Annotated in this window: 30 protein-coding genes; 22 read left to right on the top strand and 8 right to left on the bottom strand. The window is 44.5% G+C overall.

Going from position 1 to position 26,106, the window contains the following annotated elements; translation table 11 throughout:
- Positions 1–172: 172 nt before the first annotated feature.
- From MKY14_RS21010 to MKY14_RS20970, 9 genes are read left to right on the top strand one after another with little or no spacing between them, the layout of a single operon-like run.
- The gene (locus tag MKY14_RS21010; protein WP_339281774.1) at positions 173–1,654 is read left to right on the top strand and encodes an AMP-binding protein; all 1,482 of its coding nucleotides are present in this window, start codon (positions 173–175) and stop codon (positions 1,652–1,654) included.
- On the top strand, positions 1,651–2,802 hold the full coding sequence (locus tag MKY14_RS21005; RefSeq protein ID WP_340977217.1) for a thiolase family protein: 1,152 nt from the start codon (positions 1,651–1,653) through the stop codon (positions 2,800–2,802). The genes MKY14_RS21010 and MKY14_RS21005 overlap by 4 nt, the downstream gene beginning before the upstream one ends.
- Positions 2,799–3,200, top strand: a complete 402-nt coding sequence (locus MKY14_RS21000; protein ID WP_076302194.1) for an FAS1-like dehydratase domain-containing protein — start codon at positions 2,799–2,801, stop codon at positions 3,198–3,200. Before MKY14_RS21005 ends, MKY14_RS21000 begins: the two co-directional genes overlap by 4 nt.
- Positions 3,175–3,516 (top strand): MaoC family dehydratase, encoded by a 342-nt coding sequence (locus MKY14_RS20995; protein ID WP_076185731.1) that lies wholly within the window; start codon positions 3,175–3,177, stop codon positions 3,514–3,516. Before MKY14_RS21000 ends, MKY14_RS20995 begins: the two co-directional genes overlap by 26 nt.
- 2 nt (positions 3,517–3,518) lie before the next feature.
- Complete coding sequence (locus MKY14_RS20990; protein ID WP_340977216.1) at positions 3,519–4,340, top strand: SDR family NAD(P)-dependent oxidoreductase; 822 nt, start codon at positions 3,519–3,521, stop codon at positions 4,338–4,340.
- The gene (locus MKY14_RS20985) at positions 4,341–5,141 is read left to right on the top strand and encodes an energy-coupling factor transporter ATPase (RefSeq protein WP_248547835.1); all 801 of its coding nucleotides are present in this window, start codon (positions 4,341–4,343) and stop codon (positions 5,139–5,141) included. It abuts the gene before it with no gap.
- Positions 5,126–5,983: an ATP-binding cassette domain-containing protein gene (locus tag MKY14_RS20980; protein ID WP_248547834.1), complete on the top strand. Its 858-nt coding sequence runs from the start codon at positions 5,126–5,128 to the stop codon at positions 5,981–5,983. The genes MKY14_RS20985 and MKY14_RS20980 overlap by 16 nt, the downstream gene beginning before the upstream one ends.
- Entirely contained in the window at positions 5,976–6,779 is an 804-nt protein-coding gene (locus MKY14_RS20975) for an energy-coupling factor transporter transmembrane component T family protein (protein WP_248547833.1), read from the top strand. Before MKY14_RS20980 ends, MKY14_RS20975 begins: the two co-directional genes overlap by 8 nt.
- A gap of 6 nt (positions 6,780–6,785) precedes the next feature.
- Positions 6,786–7,751: an NAD(P)H-dependent flavin oxidoreductase gene (locus tag MKY14_RS20970; protein WP_076302281.1), complete on the top strand. Its 966-nt coding sequence runs from the start codon at positions 6,786–6,788 to the stop codon at positions 7,749–7,751.
- 84 nt (positions 7,752–7,835) lie between these two features.
- Here the strand turns inward: MKY14_RS20970 and MKY14_RS20965 are convergent, their stop codons facing one another.
- The gene (locus tag MKY14_RS20965; RefSeq protein WP_076128106.1) at positions 7,836–8,930 is read right to left on the bottom strand and encodes a M24 family metallopeptidase; all 1,095 of its coding nucleotides are present in this window, start codon (positions 8,928–8,930) and stop codon (positions 7,836–7,838) included.
- Between the two features lie 225 nt (positions 8,931–9,155).
- On the opposite strand from MKY14_RS20965, the gene MKY14_RS20960 reads away from it, so the two are divergent.
- Positions 9,156–9,998 (top strand): SDR family oxidoreductase, encoded by an 843-nt coding sequence (locus MKY14_RS20960; RefSeq protein WP_248547832.1) that lies wholly within the window; start codon positions 9,156–9,158, stop codon positions 9,996–9,998.
- A 25-nt stretch (positions 9,999–10,023) separates the two neighbouring features.
- Positions 10,024–10,527, top strand: coding sequence for a GNAT family N-acetyltransferase (locus MKY14_RS20955; RefSeq protein ID WP_340977214.1), 504 nt, complete (start codon positions 10,024–10,026; stop codon positions 10,525–10,527).
- Positions 10,528–10,544: 17 nt separating this feature from the next.
- On the opposite strand, the gene MKY14_RS20950 is transcribed toward MKY14_RS20955, so the two are convergent.
- A complete protein-coding gene (locus MKY14_RS20950; protein WP_076128100.1) occupies positions 10,545–10,889 on the bottom strand; it encodes a winged helix-turn-helix transcriptional regulator in 345 nt (114 codons plus the stop codon).
- A 91-nt stretch (positions 10,890–10,980) separates the two neighbouring features.
- Here MKY14_RS20950 and MKY14_RS20945 point away from each other — a divergent pair, with 91 nt between their 5' ends.
- The 10 genes from MKY14_RS20945 to MKY14_RS20900 all read left to right on the top strand — a co-directional run bounded on the left by MKY14_RS20945 (position 10,981) and on the right by MKY14_RS20900 (position 19,126).
- Positions 10,981–11,241, top strand: coding sequence for a YqkE family protein (locus MKY14_RS20945; RefSeq protein WP_036681837.1), 261 nt, complete (start codon positions 10,981–10,983; stop codon positions 11,239–11,241).
- Positions 11,242–11,469: 228 nt separating this feature from the next.
- Entirely contained in the window at positions 11,470–12,417 is a 948-nt protein-coding gene (locus tag MKY14_RS20940; protein WP_036681839.1) for an ABC transporter permease, read from the top strand.
- Between the two features lie 2 nt (positions 12,418–12,419).
- Positions 12,420–13,364, top strand: a complete 945-nt coding sequence (locus MKY14_RS20935; RefSeq protein ID WP_036681842.1) for an iron chelate uptake ABC transporter family permease subunit — start codon at positions 12,420–12,422, stop codon at positions 13,362–13,364.
- The gene (locus MKY14_RS20930) at positions 13,358–14,113 is read left to right on the top strand and encodes an iron ABC transporter ATP-binding protein (protein ID WP_036681845.1); all 756 of its coding nucleotides are present in this window, start codon (positions 13,358–13,360) and stop codon (positions 14,111–14,113) included. Before MKY14_RS20935 ends, MKY14_RS20930 begins: the two co-directional genes overlap by 7 nt.
- A gap of 122 nt (positions 14,114–14,235) precedes the next feature.
- A complete protein-coding gene (locus MKY14_RS20925; RefSeq protein WP_282579687.1) occupies positions 14,236–15,240 on the top strand; it encodes a siderophore ABC transporter substrate-binding protein in 1,005 nt (334 codons plus the stop codon).
- A 167-nt stretch (positions 15,241–15,407) separates the two neighbouring features.
- The gene (locus tag MKY14_RS20920) at positions 15,408–15,911 is read left to right on the top strand and encodes a sigma-70 family RNA polymerase sigma factor (protein ID WP_036681849.1); all 504 of its coding nucleotides are present in this window, start codon (positions 15,408–15,410) and stop codon (positions 15,909–15,911) included.
- Positions 15,904–17,097, top strand: coding sequence for an anti-sigma factor (locus MKY14_RS20915; protein ID WP_339247060.1), 1,194 nt, complete (start codon positions 15,904–15,906; stop codon positions 17,095–17,097). Before MKY14_RS20920 ends, MKY14_RS20915 begins: the two co-directional genes overlap by 8 nt.
- Positions 17,098–17,299: 202 nt before the next feature.
- On the top strand, positions 17,300–17,806 hold the full coding sequence (locus tag MKY14_RS20910) for a metallophosphoesterase family protein (protein WP_076128097.1): 507 nt from the start codon (positions 17,300–17,302) through the stop codon (positions 17,804–17,806).
- Between the two features lie 102 nt (positions 17,807–17,908).
- A complete protein-coding gene (locus MKY14_RS20905; RefSeq protein ID WP_036681853.1) occupies positions 17,909–18,370 on the top strand; it encodes a GNAT family N-acetyltransferase in 462 nt (153 codons plus the stop codon).
- A gap of 33 nt (positions 18,371–18,403) precedes the next feature.
- A complete protein-coding gene (locus tag MKY14_RS20900) occupies positions 18,404–19,126 on the top strand; it encodes an HAD family hydrolase (RefSeq protein WP_036681855.1) in 723 nt (240 codons plus the stop codon).
- Positions 19,127–19,386: 260 nt separating this feature from the next.
- On the opposite strand, the gene MKY14_RS20895 is transcribed toward MKY14_RS20900, so the two are convergent.
- A complete protein-coding gene (locus MKY14_RS20895; RefSeq protein WP_076128094.1) occupies positions 19,387–20,493 on the bottom strand; it encodes an FAD:protein FMN transferase in 1,107 nt (368 codons plus the stop codon).
- A gap of 173 nt (positions 20,494–20,666) precedes the next feature.
- Positions 20,667–21,599, bottom strand: coding sequence for a glycosyltransferase family 2 protein (locus tag MKY14_RS20890; protein ID WP_076128092.1), 933 nt, complete (start codon positions 21,597–21,599; stop codon positions 20,667–20,669).
- A gap of 236 nt (positions 21,600–21,835) precedes the next feature.
- Here MKY14_RS20890 and MKY14_RS20885 point away from each other — a divergent pair, with 236 nt between their 5' ends.
- Positions 21,836–22,558, top strand: a complete 723-nt coding sequence (locus MKY14_RS20885) for a DsbA family oxidoreductase (protein WP_076142179.1) — start codon at positions 21,836–21,838, stop codon at positions 22,556–22,558.
- Between the two features lie 139 nt (positions 22,559–22,697).
- On the opposite strand, the gene MKY14_RS20880 is transcribed toward MKY14_RS20885, so the two are convergent.
- The 4 genes from MKY14_RS20880 to MKY14_RS20865 form a co-directional block, all read right to left on the bottom strand.
- A complete protein-coding gene (locus MKY14_RS20880; RefSeq protein ID WP_076128088.1) occupies positions 22,698–24,278 on the bottom strand; it encodes an oleate hydratase in 1,581 nt (526 codons plus the stop codon).
- Between the two features lie 157 nt (positions 24,279–24,435).
- Positions 24,436–25,005 (bottom strand): TetR/AcrR family transcriptional regulator, encoded by a 570-nt coding sequence (locus tag MKY14_RS20875; RefSeq protein WP_036681438.1) that lies wholly within the window; start codon positions 25,003–25,005, stop codon positions 24,436–24,438.
- Positions 25,006–25,025: 20 nt separating this feature from the next.
- A complete protein-coding gene (locus MKY14_RS20870) occupies positions 25,026–25,421 on the bottom strand; it encodes a hypothetical protein (RefSeq protein ID WP_076128086.1) in 396 nt (131 codons plus the stop codon).
- A gap of 47 nt (positions 25,422–25,468) precedes the next feature.
- The gene (locus MKY14_RS20865; protein ID WP_076128085.1) at positions 25,469–25,990 is read right to left on the bottom strand and encodes a hypothetical protein; all 522 of its coding nucleotides are present in this window, start codon (positions 25,988–25,990) and stop codon (positions 25,469–25,471) included.
- Between the last annotated feature and the right edge of the window lie 116 nt (positions 25,991–26,106).

Here is a 26,106-nt window from a genome sequence, read left to right as displayed (position 1 = left end):
TATAAAGCTAAAATAAGCTATCGTAGCAATTCTAGCGGGTTAGTTTAACAGGAGCGCCGGCGATGGCGCTTATCACATATCCTTTAGTTTGGGCTGGACTTGCGGGGCAGTCCGATTGAAGAGAATGTATATAATCGGTAGTCACAGAAAATACGAACAGGTGTGATCTAGGATGAATCTAGTAGTTCCTATACTGCGTCATGCAGCACAGCAGCCCGACAGCATTGCCTTAACCCATGACCAAGCAAGTCATACCTATGCCACATTAGTAAAAACGATGCGGAGAATCGCGAATGGCTTACAGCAAAAGGGTCTGAGGCATGACAAAATCGCGATTTTATCTACGAATCGTATTGAATTTGTTGAGGTTTTTTTGGGGGCGATTTATGCGGGCTGTGTTCCCATTCCCTTAGATCCCAAGTGGAGTGCTAATGAACTGCAGGTTATTATAGAGCAGTGCCAGCCGACAATGATTTTTGCCGAGCCGGAAGCCGCAAAGAATCTGACCTTCAAGGATCAAATGATCCAAACATTGACCTTCTCAAATGAACGAACAGGTTCCTATGATCAGTGGCTGGCTGCCCTGAAGCCGGAGGCTGAGTTGGATGAGACGAATGAATTATTATTTATTGGCTTTACTTCAGGCACAACCGGATTGCCCAAAGGTTATATGCGTACCCATTTATCATGGTTAAAAAGCTTTGAGGTCTCGAATATTGCTTTTGAATTGGACGCTATGAAGGATGTTTTGGCACCAGGTCCATTTGTGCATTCCCTATCCTTATTCGCCGTAATGCAGAGTCTATATAGTGGAGCAACCTTTCATATCACACAAAAATTTAGTGCCACGCAGGTGTTAGAGCTGTGCCAGCAAATTCCGGGCGTGGTGCTGTTCGTCGTACCAACAATGATCGAATCCATGATGCAGCAGGCTGTACCTGGGCAGATACAGATTGATGCGATTATTAGCTCAGGTGCAAAGTGGTCGGAGTTGTCCAAGAAAAGGGGCATGGAAGTGTTTGGTGGAGCGCGGCTTTATGAATCCTACGGTTCTTCAGAAGCGAGCTATATTAGTTATTTGAATGTTCTGACCGAGCATAATCCGACCTCTGTAGGCAGACCTTATCCCGGGGTGCAAATTTCCATTCGTGATGACCAGCTCCGGGAAGTCCCTCCTGGGGAGATTGGGCAGCTATATGTGCGTAGTGATATGATATTTTTAGGCTACCATCAATTGCCGAATGAGACAGCAGCAGCTTTTAGAGAGGGATGGCTTGTTTTAGAAGACTATGTTTATCAGGATGAAGCTGGTTATTTATATATGGCGGGACGTTTGAAGAATAAAATCATATCCGGAGGGCTGAACGTTTATCCGGAAGAAATAGAGAGGGTGCTGGAGTTTCTTCCGGAAATAGATGAAGTGATGGTGCTTGGCGTGCCTGACGATTACTGGGGAGAACAGCTGATAGCCCTCGTGAAGTGGAGCGGAGAACAGCATTTATCTGTCGAAGAAATTAAGAATTATTGCCGCCAGTATTTAGCGAGCTACAAAGCGCCGAAGCAGCTGCTAACCCTGGATGAATTTATCTATACAAGCAGTGGCAAAATTGCCCGGCAAGCGATGAAAGACTATGTGAAAAGAGCGATGATATGATAGAAGCAGTAATTGTCATGGCAAAACGTACACCGGTTGGCAGAATGGGTGGCTTATTAAGTACACTTGAGCCGGAGGCATTACTGGCGCCGCTTATTCAGCATATTGTAGCCGAAACGAACTTGCCTAAAGAACTGATCGATGATGTCATTATTGGGAATGTTGTGGGCCCAGGAGGTAATATTGCCCGGGTAGCTGCGCTTGAAGCGGGGCTGCCTGTTTCGGTTCCGGGCGTCACCGTGGATCGTCAGTGCGGATCTGGGCTAGAGGCAATTAATATAGCAGCAAGACTGATTCAAAGCGGCGCTGGTGAGATTTATTTAGCAGGTGGTGTCGAAAGTACGAGCCGTGCTCCATGGAAAATGGCTAAACCACAGACGTTAATGGGGGTTCCACAGCTGTATACCCGTGCACATTTTACGCCTAGCTCTTACGGTGATCCGGATATGGGAATTGCTGCAGAAAATGTAGCTAGGAAATACGGGATTTCTCGAGAAGAGCAGGATCAATATGCCTTAAAAAGCCATCAAAAGGCGGTTCGTGCTCAGCAAAGTGACCGGTTTCAGCAGGAGATAGTACCTCTTCAGGTAGAGGGGCAGTGGGTGAACACCGACGAATGTCCTCGGGCAAATACGAGTCTGGACAAGCTGCAAAAGCTGCCGCCAATTTTTGAAGAAAAGGGTACCGTCACTGCTGGAAATGCCTGTCCTATTAATGATGGCGCAGCGCTTCTATTAATGATGTCTAGTGAGAAATGCCAGCAGCTTAAGCTTACGCCTATTTTGCGGGTCGTGGATGCGCAAGCTGCGGGTGTAGATCCGAACTATTTGGGTATGGGACCTGTACCAGCTGTGCAAAAGGTGTTAAAACGCCAAAAGCTTACCGTTGCCGATTTAGATATCGTAGAGTTTAACGAAGCTTTTGCTTCACAAGTATTGGCATCACTGAACGAGCTTCAAATTCCACAGGAAAAGGTCAATCTTGGCGGGGGGGCATTAGCAATAGGCCATCCATACGGAGCTTCCGGGGCTATTTTAATGACTCGCTTATGTGCTGAAATGCAACATGCCCCTTACCAACGAGGGCTTGCTACTCTGGGAATCGGCGGTGGGATAGGTCTGGCAACACTCGTGGAGGTTATAGAATGAACAGTGTCCGACATCAGATCCATATGACTGCTGAATGGATTTCGGACTATGCACAGAGTATTGAAGCACCCGTGCAGACGATAAATGGAAAGCTGATCGCTCCTGCGACGATGCCTATTATTTTCTGGCAAGACTTCGATATTCCTTGGTTAATCATCGGTGAACCCTTGCTTCACGGCACTCAGAAATTTTCATATCAGGCTCCGATTACGGCGGGGATGATTTTGGATTGTGAATTAGCGTTAACGGGCGAGGTGCAAAAAGAAGGCAGACAGGGTAAACTGACTTTTTACACACATACGCTGGTTTGTAGGTGTGAGGGTGAGCTTATAGTCACCGCAGAAACGGTGTTAATTCGGGTAGGTGATGATCATGATAAAAAAGTGCATAACAGCTGAGGCTATCCGGCAATATGCAACTGCTTCCCAAGATTTGGCGCCTATACATCTAGATGCAGAGGCCGCAGCCAAGGCTGGTTTGGAGCGACCCATCGCACATGGGATGTATCTTATGGGATTAGCCCAATCTTTGTATATTGCTGAGCACCCTACACAGTGGATCACTCAATATGATATGAAATTTCATAAGCCAATAGAGGTCGATAGTGTCGTGATTTTTGATTTTGCAGAGGACGATTGCTTTGTGAAAGTGATCCTTACAACAGAAGCTGGCGATGTTATTGCTGCGGGAGCTTTTGCAGTGAAAGAGGTGTAGTGATGAATAAAGTGGCCTTAATTACTGGAGCAACAAGAGGGATCGGACGTAGTATCGCCATGCAGCTTGGCAAGTCAGGTTATATAGTGGTTGTAAATGGTACGAAACAAGTCTTAATTGATGAGGTTGTGCGCGAGATCCGCCAGGCAGGCGGAGAGGCACTAGGGTACGCTGCTAATGTAGCCGATTCCGTCGCAGTCACTGCCATGGTAGGTGAGGTCATTGCCCGATACGGTCGTATCGAGGTATTGATAGCTAACGCGGGAATTGTGCAGGATCAGAAATGTCAACGTATGACGGATGAACAGTGGAAGAATGTTCTGGATGTGCATTTAAATGGCACTTATTATTGCATTCAACGAGTATTACCACATATGCGTGAAACAGGTGGGGATATCCTGTTGATGACCTCTGCTGCTGGACTAGCAGGTTCCGTGGGTCAGGTGAATTACAGTGCAGCCAAGGCTGGAATACTGGGCATGATGTGGACGCTCGCAGCAGAGCTGAAACGTGACCAGATTAGGGTCAATGCGATTTCTCCAGCGGCATTAACGGATATGACCAGACCTATAATTGACCATTTGAAGGAAAAATATTTCAGTCGTAATGAACCTTTTCCTGACTTTTGGAGAATAGGTGACGCGGAGGCTATTGCTTCCTTCGTGACTGCATTATTGAATGAGTCCGACGCGGATTTAACCGGTGAAATCTTTGCTGTGAATGGATCAAAAGTGACAAAATGGGAGAAGCCTGCACCTGCATTTTCCGAGAATAGCATTGAGGCATTTTTTGCTGCTTGGCACCGTCAAAAGGGGACTGAATAAATGCTTACCTTCGATCAAGTTTGTTTTTATTATAAAAAGGGACAACCTCTCCTGGAGGATATTAGCTTTACGATAGACGCAGGGGAGTTTGTGGCGATAGTCGGGGCGAATGGTTCTGGCAAATCCACTATTGCAAAGCTCATGGACGGACTGCTGCTGCCGCGAAAAGGGACTGTACAATTTAAGAGCTTGGACACAGCAAAACCAACAGATCTTGCGGAGATTCATCAGCAAATCGGTTTTGTTTTTCAGAATCCAGAGGATCAATTTATCACCACAACCGTTATGGATGAGGTGCTTTTTGGTTTGGAGAATATCCGTGTGCCGAGGGAGGAAATGCGCAGCCGATTGGATCATGCCTTACAGGCCGTTCATATGGAGGATTATCTGGAGGCTATGCCACATCAGCTATCTGGAGGTCAAAAGCAACGTGTCGCTATCGCAGCTATATTGGCGATGCACCCGCAAGTCATTATTTTTGACGAGGCTACCTCAATGCTTGATCCCCAGGGAAGACAGCAGGTTCTTTCTATCATGCAAGAGCTGCATCTTCAAGGCCTGACGCTTATTCATATCACCCACCATATGGAGGAAGTGCTTGCAGCAGAACGCGTATTGCTCCTGCACCAAGGACGACTTGAGTTTGACGGCGATCCACTGACTTTTTTTGAATCCATGCCTGTTGCGGACTATCAATTACAACTGCCCTTCGCAGTGCGTGTACATACATTGCTCCATTCAGCAGCACCGCTAACAGCCGATTGGAAGGGGATAATTCGATCACAATGGTCTACCAATTAAAAAATCTAAGTGTGAACTATGCCGATCATGTGGCTTTGCGCAATATAAACTGCACTATTCCTGAAGGCAAATGGATTTCTATTATCGGTCCAACAGGCGCAGGAAAGTCTACCTTTGTCAAAGTGCTGAAGGGCTTGATTCCCACCGTAAAAGGAGACTATTGGATTAACCAGCAGCCTGCCAGCAGAGATGCTAAAGGACGCTTAAAGATTGTCCCCGAGTTGGGTTTCGTTTTTCAATATCCGGAGCATCAGCTATTCGAAACAACGGTGCATAAGGAGCTTGCTTTTGCTCTGAATCAGCAGGGTGCTTCACGTCAGCAAATTACAGAGGCGATTGAAATGATCTTGCCGCAAGTGGGTTTGCCAGAGGGGATTCTCCCCTTAAATCCATTCCAGCTAAGTGGTGGTGAAAAGCGCCGTGTAGCTATTGCCTCTGTACTGATGACAAATCCGAAGCTGCTGATATTGGATGAACCGACAGCGGGTCTCGATCCAGCTAGCCAAGTGTCTTTGCTGAGGCTACTAAAGGAATGGCAGCAACAAGACAATCGCACCATCCTCTTCGTTTCGCATCAGATGGGTGATGTTGCCGAATTCTCAGATGAGGTCATGGTTTTTCATGAAGGTCAGTTAAAAGGGCATCATGATACCAGAACATTGTTTCTGGAAAAGGAAGAATTACTGCTGGAACTTGGACTATCCTTGCCTGAACCCGTACAGCTTTTGAAGCTAGTGGAGGAATTATCTGGTCAGAAGATTGAAGTTGCCAGCTGTAAAGAGCAGGATATCTTCGAAGCGATTTTGCCGATTTGGCATTCGAGGGGGCAAGGGCATGGCTGATTCCGTATTAGTCGGTCAATATGTGGAGACGCATTCGATTTTTCATCGTTTAGATCCTCGTACAAAGCTTGTAAGTATCGTGATGCTCATGCTTAGCTTTATGATGCTTGGTACGGGGCTTAGTTATGTTGTTGCAACCTTTTTTGTATTGGGATTGTTACTACTGTCTAAAGTTCCTGTGCATTTTTTTTGGCGAGGGCTACGGCCGGTATTATTTATTTTATTATTTACTTTTGTTTACAATGCCGTGTTCACCAAGGGGACGATTCTCTGGTCATGGTTTTTTATCGAGGTGACTGAAGAGGGATTGCGGATAGGATTACGTTTTGTATGGCGGATTATATTGCTCATCTTGTTGGCCTCAATTCTGACATTAACTACTAAACCGCTAGACTTAGCTTATGGTCTGGAGAAGCTGCTTGCCCCTCTATCCAAATTGGGGGTACCCGTAGAACAGTTCTCTTTAATGATAGTGATTGCGATCCGTTTTATCCCTACCATCAAGGAGGAGCTTGATCGTATCCTTCTCGCACAAAAGGCTAGAGGTTATGATCTTACAGTATTATCACTGCCTAAACGGATATATGCGTACATTCCGATCATTATTCCTCTGCTCTTCACAACGATTCAACGTGCTGAACAGCTGAGCTATGCAATTGATGCGCGTGCTTATGGGAATGGTAAAGGAAGGACTTCTTTTAAAAGACTGCAATTTCAGCAAATAGATTATCTGGCAGGGGGAGCTACCCTTTTAATTGCCGTGATTCTGCTTTGCTTAAAGATAGGAAAGGTGTAGATGAAGATGAAATGGAACACCCGTATTACGGAGTTATTGCACATAGAATATCCTATTATTCAAGGAGGACTTGCTTATTTAGGTTATGCAGACCTTGCGGCTGCGGTTTCAAATATCGGTGGACTGGGTCAGGTCACAGCAATGAGTCTTCCGGATGCGGAGGCCTTACGTGCAGAAATACGTCGGGTACGAACACTAACGAACAAACCATTTGGTGTTAATTTTGCTATCGGCATGCATGGGATTGGTTATGAAGATCGGGTGCAGGTCGCCATCGAAGAGCAGGTTCCCGTGGTGAGCCTCACTGGAGGGAATCCAGCCCCTATACTGGAAATGTTACAGCCCACCGATATTAAAACACTCGTGCTCGTCTCCTCACGCAGACAAGCCCAAAAAGCTGAACAATTAGGGGCTTCTGCGGTTATTGTTGTTGGGCATGAGGGAGGGGGCCACTTAGGGCGTGACGATGTTGGAACCATGGTGCTCGTTCCCCAAGTGGTTGATGCGGTTAATATTCCTGTGATTGCTTCCGGAGGGATCGGAGATGGCCGTGGATGGATGGCTGCTCATGCACTTGGGGCTGAAGGAATCGAAATGGGCACTCGTTTCGTTGCTACAGTGGAATGTGTTCATGCGGCCGCTTCTTATAAAAAAGCTTTAGTAGAAAGCTCAGAGTCGGATACGGTTGTAATCAAACGTTCTATTGGAGCACCCGCACGAGTGTTACGTAGTGACTACATTGATCAAATTCTTGAAATCGAGCGCGTGACACCGACCTATGAAGCATTAAAAGAGTATATCAGTGGTGCAGCCAACAAGCGCTGGATCTATGATGATATCAAAGAAGAGGGCATCGGCTGGGCCGGTCAAGTGACAGGAATGATCCAAGATATTCCTACAGTCGCGGAGCTGATCGGCAGGATGGTGAAAGAGGCTAAGTTGGTTCGCGGGATGTGGGGAACACAGGTTTGAATTTAAAAAAACACAGAGCGGCGATTCTCTCATTATTGGAGAAATCGCTGCTCTGTGTTTTTGGCTATGGCTTGTAATTCTTTTCTACAAATGAAGAATAGTCAGTTCCTTAGGGAAGCTTGTTAAGGTCTCTGCACCTTCAGCTGTAATAATCAGATCATCTTCGATACGTACACCCGCTAGTCCAGGCACATAAATTCCTGGCTCAACGGTGAACACATTGCCGATCTCGATAATGTCGTCGTTCTGTCCGTGAAGTGATGGATATTCATGAACATCCATGCCCAGTCCGTGTCCGACACGGTGTAAGAAATATTCTCCGAATCCAGCTTCTTCAATTACATCACGTGCAGCTTTGTCGACTGAGCCGAAAGGTGCTCCAGGATTGGAGGCAGCGATCCCAGCTTCGTTGGCAGCCAGCACAGTGTTATAGATAGTGACTAGCTTGTCGTCTACGGATTCAATAGCAAAGGTACGTGTAATATCAGAAGCATAACCATCGGCATACACCCCGATATCAAACATCAGGAAGTCGCCGGGTTGAATGACCCGGTTGCCCGGAACACCGTGAGGCAGGGCAGTTTTCGGACCAGAAAGCACCATAGTGTCGAAGGAAGGGCCGGAAGCGCCAACCTTTTTCATTAGATATTCTAGCTCCGCTACTAGATCGTTTTCTGTAACGCCTGTTTTTACGTGGGTAAGAACGCGGCGCAAGGCTTCCTCAACTAGCTCAGCGGCATGTTTCATGCGCTTAACTTCATCCGGGGTCTTTTTAGAGCGCATGCTGCGCAGCAATGGACCAATATCACTAAACCGTTCAGCTGGAACAGCAGCGGTTAGGTGCTCAAAACGGGCTACTGAGAAATGTTCCTTTTCTATGCCAAGAGTACCTAGCTTACTGCTGCCGAAACAATCTTTTAGCAGGTTATAGGGATTATCAGTGTCAGTGTGAGTTAGAATTTTGGTGACCGAAGAAGCCGCTTGAGCCGCTTCTGCATCCAATGCAGGCAGAATGAGCATAGGCTCTTCTCCGCGTATCAGCAGCAGACCCAGAAAACGTTCATGCGGATCGCTGGCGAAGCCGGTTAAGTAGTAGACATGCTTGGGATCTGTTACGAGCAGGGCATCCAGACCTTCGCCCGCCATTTGCTGCTCTAGGCTTGTCAGAGCATTATTCATAGTTGGTGTTCCCCTTTCAACTTCACGATTAGAACTGCAATATTCCTATTATAGATCAAAAATAGACCAGACGCACCTGACGAACTATAACTATCGTTGGCTAATCATGACATGAAGCTTTTCTTAACCCTACTAGTTGGTGTAACATATCTTTAAATATACTTCTCCTAAGGTTAGGCTGAAGCTTATTCGGGTACGGTTGTTGAGAGAGGAGTGATTCTTGCAATGAGAGGAACAATCGCACTTGTTACCGGAGCGAATTCCGGTATGGGGCTAGCCACAACAGTTGAACTGGCTCGCAAGGGAGCTAAAGTTATTATGGTTTGCCGTAATCGCCAGCGGGGAGAAGAAGCACTTGCTGCCGCCAAACAAAAGAGCCACTCCGAGGATATCGAGCTCATGTTGTGTGATCTGGCTTCACTTGAGAGCATTCGCAGCTTTGCTGAGGAATTCACTATGAAATATCCGATGCTAGACATACTTATCAATAACGCCGGGGTAGTCACGATTAAGCGTCAGCTTACGAAGGACGGCTTTGAGATGGATCTTGGCGTAAATCATTTGGGGCATTTTCTACTTACCAATCTGTTACTTGAGTCGTTGCAGGCAGCAGAGCAAGGCCGTATCATTGTGGTTGCCTCTGGTGCTTACAAGATAGGTGCGCTCCATTATGAAGATCCAACCCTCGCTCGCCGTTTTAATCCTGCAAAAGCCTATGCCCGATCCAAGCTAGCCAATATTCTGTTCACGCGGGAGCTGGCTTCGCGTCTTCACGGAACAAGGGTGACGGTGAATTGCCTGCATCCAGGAGCAGTGGGGACGAATATAGGTGTAAACCGGGAGACTGGTTTCGGCAAGTCGGTACTTAAGTTACTCTCATACTTTTTCTTAACACCTGAACAAGGTGCCGATACAGCGATTTATTTGGCTACAGATCCCGATCTTGGAGAGGTAACCGGTCAATATTATTATCGAAGAAAGATTAAACAACTGTCTCCCAGAGCGCAGAATACAATAGAAGCCGAACGGCTGTGGCTATGGAGCCAGGAGCAGGTCGGCCTGAGTTAATTAATACATTTGGAGGAATTAAGGGATGAATTGGGAGAACAGCAGAATTGAAGATGCAACATCTGCAGACTTAGTAGCTATTGTAGATATTTATAACTCAACGATTGCTGGGAGGATGGTAACTGCAGATCTGGAACCCGTTACTGTTGCAGACCGGGAGAAATGGTTTCTTGAGCATAATAGCCATCACCGTCCCTTATGGGTACTGAAGCAAGGAGATGAAATTGCTGCATGGTTCAGTTTTCAATCCCTCTATGGTCGTCCAGCGTATAATGCAACAGCAGAAATCAGTGTATACGTGAATGAAAAGTTCCGTGGTGGTGGTGCGGGCAGAATTCTTCTGACAGAGGCCATTGAGAAAGCCCCTAGTCTCGGAATTAAGAATCTAGTCGGCTTTGTGTTTGGACATAATGATCCAAGCCTTGGTTTACTGAAAAAGTTTGGTTTTGAAGAATGGGGAATGCTGCCTGGTGTGGCTGAACTTGACGGTATAGAGCGTGATTTAGTCATTGTCGGCCTTAAAATCTAATGCCTCAGATAAAACGCTTACATTTTGAGAGTTGAATTTAGATTATCGGTGTCACAATCGACCCATTCTTTGGACCAACTCTGTAAGTCTCGGATGACTGATTCCAGGGCAAGACCTTTATCCGTCAAAGAATATTGGATCCGCACGGGGGTCTCTGGGAACACTTCTCGAAGAACGATCCCTTCCTGTTCCAGCTCTTTGAGCCGTTCGGAGAGCAGTCTTCCACTGATGGGTAATGCCGCTTCAATTACATTGAAACGTTGGGGTCCTTGAAGGAGCTGGTAGATAATTAAACCAGTCCAACGCCTGCCGATAATATCCATACTTTTTTGTAGCCGGGGACATAAATCATTGGACTTCATAGGTCTCACCTCTTAGTAAACATTATAAACGAAAAGACCAATAACTTAAACAAATTCCAATTTAATTCAGTACTAGAAAGGATGATGGACAGTGGCTAAAAAAAAGAAAATGCCTACCACACCAAGAGCCGCTACGAATGATGGCCCTGCTACGTTAAAAGATCTGCTAAGCAGTGATGTTCTAGGAAAGCTGAAGGCGCAATCTGATGCGTTGAAAGCGGAGGAAAATGACCGTAAAGAAGCTGCCCGTAAGGCAGTGGAAGATCAGCGCAAGGCTGAGCAGAAGCGGTTGGATAATGATTTTGCACATCTGCTGGAGAACAGTAATCAGGATTGGAAGAAATATAAATAAATCCTATAGCTTAGCGCTAAAAATATGGCAAAGATTAAAGAGGCACCCGTTAGGGTGTCTTTTTTTAGGTAACTTAAGCAGATAAGCCTAAGTCTTAATTATTTTAAATTTAAGTATATGAAAGGGTTGACCCTCAAAGTGGGCTTAGGTATAATTTAAAACATTGCGAATGAAAATCATTATCATAAAATCGCATGTGTAAACTATTAAACAGATAAGGAACAACTCATGAAACTAAAATATTTGTCCCTACTTCTAATAGTATTTTCATTTATATCTTTGTTTATAGGCGTTAAAGATATATCCCCATTAGATCTCTTTCATCTTACGGAATCTCAAGCACAGACCTTGCTGGTAAGCCGGATTCCCCGGTTAGCCGCATTGATTATCGCTGGAGTCAGCATGAGTATTGCCGGATTAATTATGCAACAGCTGTCACGCAATAAATTCGTCTCCCCGACTACGGCAGGGACGATGGATTCCGCGAAATTTGGTATTCTCGTATCCCTCATGTTATTCACAGGCGCAACGCCAATGCAGAAATTGCTGGTTGCTTTTGTTTTTGCACTATTGGGCACCTTTATTTTTATGAGAATCTTGGATCGGATCAAGTTCAAGGATAGTATTTTTATCCCGCTGGTCGGACTCATGTTCGGCAACATTGTAGGCTCGATTACAACATTTTTTGCGTATAAAAATGATTTGATTCAGAATATCTCGTCTTGGATGCTTGGAGATTTCTCAACGATTATCAAAGGCCAATACGAATTAATTTATATCAGCATTCCACTTGTCATTCTGGCGTATCTCTTCGCTAATAAATTTACGGTAGCCGGTATGGGCGAGGATTTCTCCGTTAATCTTGGCATGAATTACAAAGCGGTTGTCAACGTGGGATTGGTAATTGTAGCGTTAATCTCTTCTGTTGTCATTTTAACCGTAGGTACGATTCCATTTCTGGGTCTGGTAGTACCTAACATTGTAACGTTGTACATAGGAGATAACCTCAAAAAAAGTCTGGCGCATACAGCCATTCTCGGAGCGGTGTTCCTCCTGTTCTGCGATATTCTGGGCAGGCTCATTATCTATCCATATGAAATATCAATCAGTCTCACGGTAGGCGTCATCGGTAGTGGTCTGTTTATCTACTTGCTGATGAGAAGAAAGGCGAACTAGAGATGAAGACAAAACTAACTATATTATCTATAAGTGCTGTCGCCCTCATCGTCTTGTTTATGACGTATCATGCTTTGGGAAATTGGGACTACGTTCTGCCCAGCCGGGGAAGAAAGCTGGCGGCCATTCTGATTACCGGAGCTGTGATAGCTGTCTCTACCGTAGTTTTTCAGAGCATCACGAACAATCGTATTTTGACACCAAGTATTCTCGGGCTCGATTCCCTGTACATGTTAATCCAGACGTTCGGTGTATATGCCTTAGGTTCATCGAATATGACCTTTATGAATAAAAACATCAACTTCTTGTTCTCTGCGTGTCTCATGGTCCTGTTTTCAGGCGTATTGTATAAGCTAATGTTCCGTAGGGAAGGACAAAATATTTATTTCCTGCTGCTGGTAGGGCTAATCATGGGGACGATGTTCCAGAGCGCGTCTTCTTTTATGGAAGTGCTTATTGATCCGAACGAATTCCTGATTCTACAGGGGAAAATGTTTGCCAGCTTCAACAATGTCAGCAGTGACCTATTGATTCTTTCCACCATTGTTCTGACGCTAACTACGTTGTATTTCTTGCGATTTGTTAAGTATTTGGATGTTATTTCGCTTGGAAAAGATGAAGCCATTAATCTGGGGATCAATTATGACTATGTGGTCAAAAGGCTGCTAGTTATTGTATCTATCTACGTTTCGATCTCGACGGCTCTAGTGGGGCCAATCACTTTCTTAGGTTTGTTGGTAGCTAATGTGGGACACCAGCTGTTCCGTACCTATAAGCATGCCTATCTGATTCCTGGAACGATTCTGCTGAGCATTGTTGCGCTTGTCGGCGGGCAGTTCCTGGTCGAACGTGTTTTTGGATTCAATACTACGGTTAGTGTGATTATCAATTTTGCAGGCGGCGTCTACTTCGTCTATCTGCTGTTAAAGGAGAATAAGTCGTGGTAGAAGTTAAAAATTTAACCAAACGTTATGGCGGAGTAACCGTCGTTGATGATGTGTCTTTGTCCATTAAAAAGGGCGCAATCACCTCGTTTATCGGACCAAATGGTGCGGGTAAAAGTACACTGCTCTCCATGATCAGCAGACTTATCTCCAAAGACGCAGGAGAGGTGCTGATCGAAGGTAAGGAAATCGGTACCTGCAAAAGTAATGAGCTTGCTCGTAAAATATCGGTGTTAAAGCAGTCCAATCATATTAGCGTACGCCTCACTGTGAAGGAGCTCGTTTCTTTTGGGAGATTCCCGTATTCACAGGGGAAGCTGAGTCCGGAGGATCGGGCGTTCGTTGACGAAGCGATTGCTTACATGGATCTCCAAGAGATGCAGGATAAATATATTGATCAGCTCAGTGGAGGACAACGCCAGCGGGCATATATTGCCATGGTTATGGCTCAGGATACAGAGTACATTCTGCTCGATGAACCGCTCAACAACCTTGATATGAAGCATTCCGTCCAAATTATGAAGGTGCTTCGCCGCTTGGTGGACGAGAAGGGGAAGACGATTGTGCTCGTTATCCACGATATTAACTTTGCATCTTGTTACTCTGACTACATTGTTGCGCTTAAAAATGGAAGAGTAGCTTCCTCGGGTACAGCGGATGAAATTATAGATTCTGCAGTTCTTAAAGAGGTATATGACATGGACATTCCTATTGAAACTATAGGAGGCCGAAAAATCGGTGTCTATTTCTAAAAAGGTAACTATTACTATGTGGATATTATTATGACGTAACGTAAGAAGTGAAAGGCGCCAGCTTCTTAACGCATACGCGAATAATTCAAATAGCTTCACTATAAAAATTAGGGGTGAATACATTGAAGAAGAACTTATCTTTACTGATTATGACAGTATTTCTTGCGGTAATCTTGGCGGCTTGTGGCTCCAATAATGCAGCAACTTCAAATAACAACACAGCAGCGGCAGGCAATTCGGAAGCTACTACTGCACCAACAACGGAAGCTACTACAGCACCGACAGAGCTTACTTTCAAGCATGCGCTTGGCGAAACAACTATCAAAAGCAATCCGCAAAAAGTGGTTGTTTTTGACTTCGGTACACTGGATACGCTGGATAAACTGGGTGTAGAGGTGACTGGAGTGCCTCAAAGTAATGTACCGGCTTATCTCTCTAAATATAACGATGCTAAATATGAGAATGTTGGGGGTTTGAAAGAGCCTGACTTCGAAAAAATAAACAGTCTTTCTCCGGACCTGATCATCATTTCCGGCAGACAACAGGATTCTTACGAAGAATTCAGCAAAATTGCACCTACTCTGTATGTGGCTGTAGATAATGCAAACTACATGGAATCTTTTACGAATAACGTGAAAATGCTGGGTCAAATTTTTGGAAAAGAAGCAGAAGTAGAAACTGAGCTTGCGACTATCAATGATTCCATCAAAGCTTTGAATACGAAGGCAACAGCTGATGGCAAAAAAGCACTTGTTATTCTTGCGAATGAAGGAAAAATCAGTGCTTACGGTGCAGGTTCCCGTTTTGGGATTATCCATGATGTGTTCGGATTTGCACAGGCTGATGATAAAATTGAAGTATCCACTCACGGACAAAGCGTATCCTACGAATATGTAGCGGATAAGAATCCGGATTATCTGTTTGTAGTGGACAGAGATGCGGCTGTGAAGAGTGATGGCGGCGAAGCCGGCTCAGCTAAAAAAGCAGTTGAAAACGATCTAGTGAAGAACACAAATGCCTTTAAAAACGGTAAAATCATTTACTTGGATCCTAACTACTGGTATTTGTCCGGTGGCGGTTTAATATCCGTTAGCGAAATGCTCAAAGAAGTTGAAGTTGTTCTGTAAGCAGAGTAGCTTGGTGAATTAAAAAGCCTGTTGGCAGGAGTAATACTCCTTGCCAGCAGGCTTTTTTTCGCTTTTTTCCATGGAATTACTGGTATATTCATACTAGTTGCTAAATTTATCTGTAACTTTTCAGGCTGGGATACGTGGTTAGGTTAAGGGGGGAGTGCATGAAGCGAAAGTCATTGGATGAAATATATCAGATGTATGTGATGGATATTTACCGCTATTTGCGCTCCCTTTGTGGTGATCATTATGCGGCTGAAGATTTGATGCAAGAAACCTTTTATCGCGCTTATCTACATTTGGAGGATTGTAAAGAAGAGAAGATTAAGCCATGGTTGTTCCGTGTCGCTTATAACGCCTTCGTAGATTACAAGCGAAAGGAAGGCCGCAGTACAGTTCAGAGTGAGGATTATTTCAAAAAGCTTGCTCATCCAGATACCACAGAAAGCACACTGCTTCATCAGGAACGTTGGGAAGAGATGAGGATAGCAGTAGGTGAGCTACCGGACAATCAGAGAAATGCACTGCTGCTGCATGATTTTCATGGGCTGAGTTATCGGGAAGCATCGGACATTATGGATGTGGGCTTGTCCCAATATAAGATATTGATCTTTCGGGCCAGACAGAAGCTGCGTGAGGCAGAGCGGAGGAGAAATGAACATGAGTGAAGAGTTTAAGGAGAAGTTAAGAAGGTATGGCGAAGGCACTCTTGCTGATGAGGATAGGGATGAGGTTGAACGTGAGCTAGAGAAGATGGAAGCTTACCAGGCCTATCTGGATGAACTGATGGGCGAAGAAAAGCCGGCTTCAGAAGAGGAGAAGAGCATAAAATTCGGAAAGGGTAAAAGAAACAGACCCGGCAAAGAAAAAAAGATCATCCGCCGTGGCAAGTGGAAAGCACGTATATCAAATACTTTGACGGTGATTTCTGCATTTTTGATTTTTTTGATCGTCAGCAGTATCATCACAGCGGTATTTTATGGCACTGGAGAAAGAGGAGAGACTTACCGTGATGTCGTTTCTTCCGCAATTGCTGTTTCACAGCCGAATACAATCGTCCATTTGAGTAGCGATTCCGGACCGTTTTTTAGTATGAATCTGCAGGGTGAAATAATAAAACAAATTGGTGATGCGCGGATTAATGTTGGAGATTATTCGATGAAGTTTCTATTAGGCTGGCCCAGAATATATAGTTATTCATGGACATATGAACGCAGTGGGACAGGTAATTACTTTATCTATCCCACTGAGAACCAGTCTGCAGAAAATAGGATGGATGACAGCAGTGAGTGGGAAAAACTAGAAAAGCTCCCTGAAGGTACGGTAGGAGAAGCCTATTTGTCTTTTGAACAATTTTTTACGACAGATGAGCTATTGAAGAAGTTTCAGCATAAAAATCTTGAGCTTTTATGGTTCGCAGCAGATACAGGTCCAAGGACACAAGAGCCAGTAATAAATGATCCCTTAGGATTTCCAAGTACGCCCATCTGGCATGCCGATGATATGAAGGTGACACAAGAGTCAAAGAAAAAGTGGGGTTGGTTTGGAGGGGTGACTAGCCGCACGAGTGTTTCTCCATCTGTTGACTCATATGGGGATGGTGAACTTCGTAATGCGAACTTCCTTAAGACACTGCACTTAATGCAGGAGCATAAATCGATCGCCAACAAGGTAATTCCGTTTATTGATCTGGATGACTCCATTAGTTATCTGGAGAAGAACGGAGTTAGGCTGTATGGAGCTGTCGTAACCGGTCCGGTTAAAGAACTGCTCAAGTTAAAGGAAGAAAAATGGGTCAGCAATATTCATGTTGAAGAAGTAAGATTATGGAATTGGCGGGATAGAGAGAACTGAGTTGGGATGCTAAATACTGTAGAAGGTAGTAAGCATAAATGATTTCTTTGGAATTACTTAATGGCAGCCTGATATTCCCTGTGTTAGTGGGGTGTACCCGGCTTTTCTGTGTGGGAGAAGTCACAGAACTTGCTTCTCGTTTAAGCAAATCGTACAATTATTTGAATATGAGATGAGTATGATAGATTAGGAGCTGAGTTATATGAAAGTAGGCGTGGTATCAGATACACATATGACAAGAATGGCTAAGTCTCTGCCCAAAGCACTTGTTGCTGAATTCCGGAATGTAGACTTGATTCTGCATCTTGGAGATTGGGTGAGTATGGGAATCTACGATTTGTTGGCTGAATTGGCTCCAGTGGAAGGGATTGCTGGGAATAACGATGGAATAGAGATCATCGAGCGTTTCGGGGAGCGTAAGCTGCTAACGCTTGAGGGAGTCCGGATCGGAATGGTCCATGGTCATACGCCACACTCCCGCAAAGGAACGGACGGGAATGCGCTGCTTGCTTTTGCGAACGATAAGGTGGATTGTATTTTATTCGGTCATTCGCATCAGCCTTTATTGCGGGAAGAGAATGGGATTCTGCTCTTTAATCCAGGATCGCCAACGGATAAACGACGTGAGAAACTGTATTCCATCGGAATTTTGGATATCGAAGAGGGTAAAGTCAGTGCCCGGCATGTGTTCTACGATTCCAAAGAATAAGAATAATTGTCCAAATGATCTGGCGTTCGCTCCATGGTGCACGGTACGGCTGAAATATACAATAACGTTAAAACGGCCCAAGCCGGAAAGTGAGCGTTGAGGATGAACAACTATCGTATTGAACGTGTGATCTATGATGATTTGGAACGGCTTATCCCATTGTTTGATGAGTATCGGGTATTTTATGGGGCAGTCTCTGATCTGGATGGTGCACGTGCTTTTTTATCAGACCGATTGAAGCTGAACGATTCGGTAATCTTTATTGCGGTGGAGGGAGAAGGCGAGGAGAAACGAGCGTGGGGCTTCACCCAGCTCTATCCCTCTTTTTCATCGGTCTCTATGGAGCGTCTCTGGATATTGAATGATCTATATGTAACTACGGAACTGCGAGGTCATGGGCTCGGCTCCAAGCTGCTGGAAAGTGCCAGAGCTCATGCGCTCGCTACGAATACGAAGGGCTTGTCCCTGACAACAATGATGGCGAATGTGGGGGCACAGCGTTTATATGAAGCGCATGGCTACATTCGGGATGATGATTTTTATACCTATAACCTTTTTTTCTAAAGCTAGAGAGAAAGACGAGTAAGGGGCGTTAAAGTGGATACAAGTAATAAGCTGGCAATCTTTTTTGACCTTGATGATACCTTATATGATCATTTGGTTCCATTTAAAGAAGCGGTGCGTCAAGTACTTAAACCGGATGAGAGCAGTCTGGACTTTGCGGAATTATTTTATAAAGTAAGACATCATAGTGATGTATTATGGCCTATGTATTTACGTGGAGAAATTCCGCTGGAGGAGACAAGGGTACGCCGATTGGAGCTTGCTTTTGCAGAGTATGGTTTACAGCTCGATCGTGATCAAGCCACGGCGGTACAAGCGGCTTACATTGGCCGTCAGTACACCATTCAAATGATAGATGGAGTCCGGGAGCAATTGGAAAGGTTCATTACTGCTGGTCATAAAGTAGGCATCATTACGAATGGACCCAAAGATCATCAAATGAAAAAGATTCGCGGATTAGGTCTGGATCAGATGATCCCCGAGGAGATGATTTTTATTTCTGACGCTGTAGGTCTGGCCAAACCAGATCCGCAACTCTTTTTGCATGTGAATCAGAAGTCTGGCACTTCACCAGACCATTCACTTTATATAGGTGATACCTGGGCTAACGATGTAGTAGGAGCGCTTGCGGCTGGCTGGAAGGTCTGCTGGTATAATCCGAGAGGCAGACAGCCGGCTACGGATCATAAGCCTAGTTATATTTTCACGAATTATAAGGAATTTAGCGAGTTGCCTTTGGTGCTGCAAAAATCTTGATCGGGAATTAATTAGGGAAAACCTCCCTGAAATTAATCGATTAAAGCGCGAAATTGAGGTTATTGGGGAATTCCTCCCTAATAAAACCTAAATAAGCACGGTTATAGCCATATTCGGGTGATTTTTAGGGAGGAATTCCCTAATTATCAGGCTGCTGGGCGATAGTATTCCCTCAGCCACGCCAAAGAACCTTTATCCACAACAAAAGAGCTTGCCTCCCAAAGCCAATAATGGCTTTATGGGGGCAAGCTCTATTTCATTTAATCAGCGAAGCTGTACGTAGGGTCAGTCAGATTCATTCTTTCTTTAATGCCTGGTGTGGCGTAGATTTTGTTGTCATCGGTAATAAAGAAAGCTTCTACATCTTCAGGTAACGACTCCAGATATTTCATGCCTTCTTCGATCCCCATCAAGAATACCCCAGTGGACAAAGCGTCCGCATCTGTTGCATTAGGGCTCATAATGGTCAAGCTTTTGAGACCGTTCTGAGAAGGGTAACCTGTGCGTGGATCAAGAATATGGTGGTAACGAACATTGTCTTGCATAAAATAACGTTCGTAAACACCAGAAGCATCGATGACCTCATCTGCGATTTTAATCGTTCCTAGCTGTGTGCCGCGGCTTTGGTCAGGGTCTTGCAGACCAATATTCCAATCCGTTCCGTTTGGTTTCGTACCTAACGCAATAATACTGCTGCCGCCGAGGTTGATCATTGCACTGTTAAGGCCTTGCTCTTTTAAATAATCAGCGATACGGTCAGCAGCATACCCTTTGCCGATACCTCCAAGATCCAGTACCATATTTTCCTTCAGTAGCTTCACGGTCTTAGCAGCTTCGTCAATTTCAACGTCCCTGTAATTGGTTAGGCTCTTGGCTGCATCGATAGCTGCTGGATCAGGGACTTTATCCCCGCCACTACCGATGTTCCAGAGGTCGATCAGCGGACCAATCGTGGGATCGAATAGCCCGTCCATTTCTTTTGCATATTGCACCGATTGTTTTACAACATCTAAGGTCTCTTCCGAAACGACAACCGCTTCTTTTCCTGCTGCTTGATTGACTGCGTAAACCTCGCCGCCTTCTTTTGTACGGCTAAGCTCCATATCCATTCGCTCCAGCATTTGCTGGATATCATCCATATTTTTTTGGGCTACATTTTCTCCGAACACTTTGATATTCACGACCGTGTCATAGATATAAAAGGTCTGCGAGAGTGACTTGGCTTCGCCTTTTCCTGAAGCTGTTGCGCCACCCGGTGTTTCCGTCGCTTTGTCATCCTTATTTTTAGTAATTAGCCAAGCGCCGACAGCTATGACGACGATGAGGATAACAACGAGGATCAACGTCGTTTTTTTGTTCTTGAACATATTCCACCATCCATAAAGTTAGTTTCTAAAACACATTATTACTATCATACCCTAGATCAGAAGTTGATGGAAATTAATTTCATGGCATATTTAGGTACAACTCCGTCTGCACGAAAAAAAAGCCCCGCAATCTGATTCGGAGCAACGCTGTGGATATAGAGGTAGCTATTAAGCTAATCTAGCATGTATTCACGGTATTTGTTTTTACGAGGATTCATTACGAAAAGGATTCCCTTGGCATAACCGCTAACGGCTTTGAAATTTCGTTTGAGAGTTTCTTTGCCTGTCAGACAGGTTAACGTCCAGATCAAAGCGGCATAATTCATAGGGGGTGCTTTACGTAAGTTGAGCAGATAATAATGATTGATGGCAGTAGCTCTTGCAACAACGCCCGCCTTATCCCGAGAACCCGGCGACTCATGATGAATGATTTTCATAGCTGGGTTAATGACAAGCTTGCCATAACGGCTAGCCAAATGGGACAAGTAAATATCCTCGGCAATGGAGTAACTTGTCATCCAGGGATAGGGTTTCATATCTTGTAATGCTGAGCGCCGGAATGACATATTGCAGCCGTGAAAAAAATCCGTCTCAAAAACCTGCTCTTTCTCTCCCCAGAGGTATAGGGAGCCTGCAAACATGCTTGGGGATAATCTGCCCGGGGATCCGGACATTTGTCCGGTCAGCATGCCAAACAGCCGGCCCGGTTTGCTGCTGCGCATGCCTTTAGCAACCCCGCCTACACCGACAATTGAATCGTCCGCTGCATAAGTATCAAGTAATCGTCGAATATATAAGGAATCATCTAATTCTGCATCATCGTCTAAATGAAGCACAATTTCAGCATTTACTAGTCCAAGTGACTCATAACGGGAGAGCCAGAGACCCGGATTAGTCTTACGATGATATCGAAACTCAGCCTGTGGCAATTTGTTCAGTATGTTACGATAATAGGTTAATCTTTCTACAGGAATCTCACCGTCATCTACAATCCAGAGCTCGATGGAGACATTCTCTAGCTGTGTCTGCTTGCTTATAGATTCTATGCACACTGTAAGGTCGTTTATACGGTTACGGGTAGGTATCACTATAGATACATCATGCATATGGGGATCTCCCTTCGGAATTTCTGATGTTAACTTCATTCTATCTGCCCTGAAGGGGAGCGTATATACCACTTTCGTTTACTTTTTGCTTTAGCATTCACGTCTATAAATGTTATTTTAATAAAAGTTAAGTTTGTAATTTTGAGTTTTTAACTATATAATAGTAAGCGACGTATATTTAGTTATTACTCTTATATAACAGCTACAAATTATCAATAATATTAGGAGGTTTTTTCGTGAGAATAGATATCTGGTCCGATTATGCATGTCCTTTTTGTTATATTGGCAAAAGACGTTTGGAGAATGCACTAAGCCAATTCCCGAACCGTGATCAAGTGGAGGTAGTATTCCGTAGCTTTCAATTGGATCCACATGCAGAGGTAAGTACAGACAAGAGTATTCATGAGCTGTTGGCTACCAAATACGGGATGACCGTCGAAAAAGCAAAAGCAATGAACGCACAACTAGCGGAGCAAGCTAAAGATGTGGGTTTGGAATTTAATTTTGATACAGTGAAGCATACCAACACTTTTGACAGTCACCGACTGAGTCATTTTGCAAGCACAAAGGGAAAAGGCGCAGAAATGTCCGAACGTCTGCTGCGCGCCTACTTTACGGATTCATTAAATCTTGGAGATCGCAGTGTACTGGCTTCACTCGCTGCTGAAGTAGGTCTGGATCAAGCGGAAGCTGCGGCAATGCTGGAAACGGATGCTTTTGCGAATGAGGTTAATGGCGATATTGAAGAAGGAAGCCGTCTTAATATTACCGGTGTACCTTTCTTTGTATTCAACAATAAATATGCTTTATCTGGTGCACAACCAGGTCCTGTATTTACAGAGGTACTGGATACTGTGTGGGCGGAGGAACAAGCAGGGCCAACATTACAAGTGGTTGGTAAGGGGAATTCTGAAGTATCCACCGATGATGGCTGCGCAGATGGATCTTGCAATATTTAAAGTTTAAATTCGAGTAAAACAAAAGAGCTGAGGGAGCCCTCAGCTCTTTTTTGTTTCGATAAAACTGTTCTTTTGTTGCTTCCCACACTCAAAAACAAGCGCTCCCGATATCCGGAAGCGCTCACCGCTGATTGTTGTTTTATCTGAAAGATGTAACAAAGCTTGAGAATAGTGTACGTACATCGTATTGATATTGGTTGATTGGCTCGATAGGCCGTTCGATACCAAGTAGAGTATATACCGCAATTCTCGCTGCTCTCACGGAGTATTCTTCAGTGAATACAACGTCATCTGGAATTTCACAGAATTGTCCAATAAAGGCCAGGTTCGTGGAACCCTCAGGGACAACTTTTGGTCTGTCACTATTGAGTCTAGGCATGAACTGTGAAGTGATATAAGGCATCATGCAAGGAATACAGTTGGCGGTAGCCATGATCTCGTCCTTATGTTCTTCAAAGTGAAGATGACCGATCAATTCTTGCATGATTTCTTCGCCGGTACAATCACACATTCTCTTTTTCACGAAATCCCCAACTTTGTCTGGATACAGTCCGTAACCCCAGAACACTTTAACATGCTCAGGTTGATTGCGGAAATGCGGTTGGTAGGCCAGTACAACGGACATAAACCAGCTCGAATCCTTGAATGTGACCAAAGCGCCTGTGCCGGCACGGTTACGTGTGAAATTTTCCATCAGATCGAAGAATTTGGAGTCATGGAAAGTTACAGTAAAGGACTCCCATTTCGAACCGTCTACATGATCATCGAACGAAGAAGGATTGCCAAGACTTGGTTTCTTGGAAGCGATGTTTTCCCATAATTTCCACGAGCTTCCCTTGCCGTTAAGGCGTGGAGCAGAAGTCATAGAACCAAGGCTGGAGCCTTCGGTCATAGAACCGTTTGTGATAATCACAAGATCATCTTCTTTTACATCAATCACATCTTTGACACCTTCGCGCACTACATTCATTTGGGTTACGGTAATTCCGTCACCTTTTTTGAACTGCAGATCAGTCACTGTACATTTCAGTGTGAAATCGACACCAAATGGTTCAAGATATTTGTGCAAAGGCAGAATGATGGAATCATATTGGTTATAAGGAGTGCGGGTTACACCTTCCAGTGTTTGAATTCTTGGGAATTCATGGAAGAAACGGAGCATATATCTTTTAAACTCTACAGCGCTGTGCCAAGGTTGAAATGCAAAAGTAGTAGCCCACATATACCAGAAGTTAGTTGTGAAAAAGTGAGGGGCGAACCAGTCGTTGATACGCGCTTTCCCCATTTTATCTTCTGGTGTAATAATCAGCTTGCCCATAGCGAGACGATCAGCCATATCAAAACCCATGGACAATACATCTTCTACTTTGCCGTCTTTATTTACTAGTCTGGCGTTTGAGTGTGTTGGATTAGCGGTATCAAAAGCAATAATTTCATCCCGCACAGACAACCCCGGACGGTCGACAGAAGGAATCGTTGTTAATAGTTCCCAGAGATTTTCATAAGCTTCATCGTTGAGCATACGGCCGCCGCGGACAACGTAACCATGTTCAGCGTCACCTGCGCCGTCATTGCTACCACCAAGAATCTTCATCTCTTCAATAATGTGAATGTTTTGTCCCGGAAAATCACAGTCTCTGACCAGGTAAGCAGCGCCCGCTAGGGATGCAATTCCGCCACCGACAAAATAAACCTGTCTATTACCGTACTCTTTTTTCACAATGGTCGCCTCCAAGTAGTTGTTTAAATAATCACACTCTTAATGTAAACCAACTCCTATTTTGAAGGTATAATCAAACTCTTTAGAGTGTCTGGATTTTTGTCATTATGGGTGATCTGTCTAGTTTTTAGACAAAAAAAACCGCTGCAACCAAAGGTTACAACGGATGGTTCTCATATTTGTGTAAAGCTTTCAGAAAATTTCCTTCAATTAGATCACTTAGCTTCTCAATCATATGGTGCGGTTGTTCCTTCATGCCTTCTCTCATCCACTGAATGATTAGGCCTGTGAAGGCGAGCGTATAGAAATTGGCTATAAAATGCTTGTCTTCTTCGCAAACCTCCATCCCGGAGGACAGCTCGTTTATAACCCCCATGATGAGATCGTTTGTCACCTCGTACAGATATGCATCCAGGTGATTTCTGCCTAGTGAATTTAGCGTGTTACAGCAAAAGGATTTATTCCGCTCAATATAGCAGAAGATTCTATAAAAACCGTCCGTCCAAGTGCTGTAGCTGCGATACTGGGCGAGGCTTTCGACAGCCTCAGTCTTATAGATCCAACCTAGCAAATCAAATATATCCTGAAAATGATAATAAAAGGTTTGTCTGTTTAGTCCGCAATGGTCCACTAGTTGTTTAACAGTAATTTTATTGAGCGGTGTATGCTCCATTAGTTCTTTTAAAGAATGGGACAATGCATTTTTGGTTAGAAAAGAATTGGACAACAGCGTTTCACCTCTTCCATTCAAGACTTCGATGCTCGCGTATACAGCAGACGAATACCTTCCGCTAATAAACCCAGTGCAAATCCGGCACATGAAAATAAGGAAAATGCGAGGAAGCCTGCGAGATCCTCCCAACCGGACATCTCTTTGTAGGTGTAGCCCAGCATAAATGCCGCGCCTATGATTATTCCCGCCGTACTAAATACCCAGAGCAGACGTGCTCCGAGCCAGCCTAAAGTGTTGACGATGCCTGCCACTACTACGGAAAAAAGAGCAAAGCGCAGTAAGAGTGTGGTATCCATTTCTTGGGCCAGCATCACAAATCGGTGCAGAGGGAAAAGAAGCCATAGCAGAATGGCATAAACGGTCATCCAGAGAAACCAACTTTTACTTTTGGTAGCAGGCAGGAATTTCATTTCATGCACACCTCTTTTCCCATAGTTCGAACGTTAAAAAGTAGGAATTATACCGTGAAGGATTCCAGTTCTTCCGCACTTTGCAGCAGGTGGCTTAGCAGGTTTGGAATGTCCTCCATTTGTTCTTCTGTAAGTTGTCTTTTGAATTGCAGCTCGATGCAGTTATTGTAAGTTTCACTTTCCTGGCCATATATGAAGCTTAAAGATTGCACAGGCTGGAAATCAGGTCCCCAGATCGCTTTTAGAATACTGTCTATCGCCTGACATTCGTTAGGAATATCTTCGACTTCCATATAAAAGCGAAGTGAAAGATTACAGCCGGGATCCGTATTAGGAACCTCCATGATTTCATCGCTGAGATCTTTCGTGGTCGAAGTGAGCAGGATTTCGGCGGTTACTTTCCTGCCTGCAGTTAATTGGAAGGAGAGACTGAACTCTCTGGACATCAGCGCCATATTCAGAAGGTCGGAGCGATCCGTAACCACCAGTATTCCGTCTAAATTATCGTAGTCATAAATCTGGTTCTCAAAGGCGATCTTAATATTATCGAAAACAGTAGGATGGAACAATAAGGGCACCTTCTTTGTTTATTTATATTGTAACATGATGTGATAGGAAGTTAAAAAAAGACGCCCAGGACCAAATGGACCGGGCATCTTGTGTAGAAGTTACGGCTTCCCATAAG

This window comes from Paenibacillus sp. FSL R5-0887, assembly GCF_038002305.1.
Classification (GTDB): domain Bacteria; phylum Bacillota; class Bacilli; order Paenibacillales; family Paenibacillaceae; genus Paenibacillus_AQ; species Paenibacillus_AQ odorifer.
Note: the sequence above shows the minus strand (reverse complement) of the source record. Positions and strands in the feature narration are given on the sequence as shown.

Coding starts and splice junctions, on each gene's coding strand:
- MKY14_RS21010 (WP_339281774.1), top strand. CDS start 173: ATGAATCTAGTAGTTCCTATACTGCGTCATGCAGCACAGCAGCCCGAC.
- MKY14_RS21005 (WP_340977217.1), top strand. CDS start 1,651: ATGATAGAAGCAGTAATTGTCATGGCAAAACGTACACCGGTTGGCAGA.
- MKY14_RS21000 (WP_076302194.1), top strand. CDS start 2,799: ATGAACAGTGTCCGACATCAGATCCATATGACTGCTGAATGGATTTCG.
- MKY14_RS20995 (WP_076185731.1), top strand. CDS start 3,175: ATGATAAAAAAGTGCATAACAGCTGAGGCTATCCGGCAATATGCAACT.
- MKY14_RS20990 (WP_340977216.1), top strand. CDS start 3,519: ATGAATAAAGTGGCCTTAATTACTGGAGCAACAAGAGGGATCGGACGT.
- MKY14_RS20985 (WP_248547835.1), top strand. CDS start 4,341: ATGCTTACCTTCGATCAAGTTTGTTTTTATTATAAAAAGGGACAACCT.
- MKY14_RS20980 (WP_248547834.1), top strand. CDS start 5,126: ATGGTCTACCAATTAAAAAATCTAAGTGTGAACTATGCCGATCATGTG.
- MKY14_RS20975 (WP_248547833.1), top strand. CDS start 5,976: ATGGCTGATTCCGTATTAGTCGGTCAATATGTGGAGACGCATTCGATT.
- MKY14_RS20970 (WP_076302281.1), top strand. CDS start 6,786: ATGAAATGGAACACCCGTATTACGGAGTTATTGCACATAGAATATCCT.
- MKY14_RS20965 (WP_076128106.1), bottom strand. CDS start 8,930: ATGAATAATGCTCTGACAAGCCTAGAGCAGCAAATGGCGGGCGAAGGT.
- MKY14_RS20960 (WP_248547832.1), top strand. CDS start 9,156: ATGAGAGGAACAATCGCACTTGTTACCGGAGCGAATTCCGGTATGGGG.
- MKY14_RS20955 (WP_340977214.1), top strand. CDS start 10,024: ATGAATTGGGAGAACAGCAGAATTGAAGATGCAACATCTGCAGACTTA.
- MKY14_RS20950 (WP_076128100.1), bottom strand. CDS start 10,889: ATGAAGTCCAATGATTTATGTCCCCGGCTACAAAAAAGTATGGATATT.
- MKY14_RS20940 (WP_036681839.1), top strand. CDS start 11,470: ATGAAACTAAAATATTTGTCCCTACTTCTAATAGTATTTTCATTTATA.
- MKY14_RS20935 (WP_036681842.1), top strand. CDS start 12,420: ATGAAGACAAAACTAACTATATTATCTATAAGTGCTGTCGCCCTCATC.
- MKY14_RS20920 (WP_036681849.1), top strand. CDS start 15,408: ATGAAGCGAAAGTCATTGGATGAAATATATCAGATGTATGTGATGGAT.
- MKY14_RS20915 (WP_339247060.1), top strand. CDS start 15,904: ATGAGTGAAGAGTTTAAGGAGAAGTTAAGAAGGTATGGCGAAGGCACT.
- MKY14_RS20910 (WP_076128097.1), top strand. CDS start 17,300: ATGAAAGTAGGCGTGGTATCAGATACACATATGACAAGAATGGCTAAG.
- MKY14_RS20905 (WP_036681853.1), top strand. CDS start 17,909: ATGAACAACTATCGTATTGAACGTGTGATCTATGATGATTTGGAACGG.
- MKY14_RS20895 (WP_076128094.1), bottom strand. CDS start 20,493: ATGTTCAAGAACAAAAAAACGACGTTGATCCTCGTTGTTATCCTCATC.
- MKY14_RS20890 (WP_076128092.1), bottom strand. CDS start 21,599: ATGCATGATGTATCTATAGTGATACCTACCCGTAACCGTATAAACGAC.
- MKY14_RS20870 (WP_076128086.1), bottom strand. CDS start 25,421: ATGAAATTCCTGCCTGCTACCAAAAGTAAAAGTTGGTTTCTCTGGATG.